We start from the raw sequence: 1,439 nt of genomic DNA, 5'->3' as shown, positions 1-1,439 counted from the left end.
TTGCGCTGGCGGTGAGCAAGGCGCCCGGCATTCGTCAGCAGCGCTGGCTGATTGGCGTGCTCAATGCGCTGGTGGATACGCAAATCGCCTGGTTTGAGGCGGTGCTGGCGCGGCGCGGCATTCAGCCGGCGGATTATCCGGACGATCTGCCCGGCGTCAGCGCATTCCGCGATGGCATGCTGAAAGTCGCGCAGCAGGGCAGCTACGCGGAAATCATCACCCTGATGTTCGGTGCCGAGTGGATGTATTACCACTGGTGCCTGCGCGTCAGCGCGCAATCGCAGCAGGACGCTGACGTACGCCGCTGGGTAGAGATGCATGCCGAAGACGAGTTCCATCAGCAGGCGCAGTGGCTGAAAACCGAGCTGGACCAGTGTGCACTGACGCTCAGCGCGGCGCAACAGGCTCAGCTGTCGCAGCTTTACGCCCGCGTGCTGCAGTGGGAGATCGATTTCCACAGCGCGGCTTATCCGGAGAGCGCCCATGACTAGCTGTTTCATCGAAGCGCGCAACATTGGCAAACGCTTCGGCGCGTTAACAGCGCTAAGCCAGGTCAATCTGTCGATCCATCGCGGCGAAGTGCTGGCGCTGCTGGGTGACAACGGCGCAGGCAAATCGACCTTTACCAAAGTGTTATCCGGCGCGTACAGCGCCAGCGACGGCGAGCTGTGGGTAGACGGCAGGTCGGTGAAATTCACCTCGCCGCGCCAGGCCGCCGAGCACGGTATTGCCACCATCTATCAGGAGCTGGCGCTGGCAGAGAATCTGTCGATTGCCGAGAACGTGTTTCTTGGCCGCGAGCTGAAGCGCCGCGTGCTCGGCATTCCGTTTCTGCGTCGCCGCGCGATGCGCGAAACGGTGGATCGACTGCTGACCGAGCTCGATGCGCACATTTCCGATGCCGAAGCGGCGGTTGGCAGTCTGTCCGGTGGCCAGCGCCAGGCGGTGGCGATCTGTCGCGCACTCAATCTCAACGCGCAGCTGGTGATCATGGATGAACCCACCGCCGCGCTGGCGGTCGCGGAGACGCAGAAAGTCCTGCAGCTGACGCGCCGCCTGGCGGAACGTGGCTGCGCTGTGGTGCTGATCAGCCACAACATCAGCGATGTGTTTGCCGTGGCCGATCGCATGGTGGTGTTTCGTCGCGGCCGCAAAATCGCCGAGCGCCGTCACGCGGACACTACGCCAGACGAAATCGTTGCACTCATTACCGGTGCGCATCCTGATGCGCACATTTTCGAAAACACCTAAGCACTCACACCAGGGGAAATCATCATGCATCGCATTGCTACTGCTGTTTGTTCGCTGTCGCTGCTGGTATCGGGTTACGCCTTCGCGGCACAAAAGGTGGCCTTCGTGCCGCAAATCATCGGTATTCCCTATTTTCAGGCGATGGAGGCGGGCGGCAAGCGCGCCGCGCACGATCTCGGCGTGGAGTT

At 61.9% G+C, this 1,439-nt stretch carries 2 protein-coding genes; both read left to right on the top strand.

Annotated elements, in window-relative coordinates; all coding sequences use genetic code 11:
* The coding region (locus FT726_RS27310) for a TenA family protein (RefSeq protein WP_346303853.1) at window positions 1-491 on the top strand (491 nt) is incomplete at its 5' end.
* Window positions 484-1,251: an ATP-binding cassette domain-containing protein gene (locus FT726_RS27305; RefSeq protein ID WP_288425113.1), complete on the top strand. Its 768-nt coding sequence runs from the start codon at window positions 484-486 to the stop codon at window positions 1,249-1,251. The genes FT726_RS27310 and FT726_RS27305, both read left to right, overlap by 8 nt.
* The last annotated feature ends 188 nt before the right edge of the window (window positions 1,252-1,439 follow it).

Source organism: Pantoea sp. Morm (genome assembly GCF_016643525.1).
GTDB lineage: Bacteria > Pseudomonadota > Gammaproteobacteria > Enterobacterales > Enterobacteriaceae > Pantoea > Pantoea dispersa.
The sequence above is the reverse complement of the archived record's forward strand: the minus strand, read 5'-3'. Positions and strand labels throughout refer to the sequence as shown.

What these genes read in the sequence shown, in the direction of transcription:
- FT726_RS27305 (WP_288425113.1), top strand. Translation starts at nt 484, where the DNA reads ATGACTAGCTGTTTCATCGAAGCGCGCAACATTGGCAAACGCTTCGGC.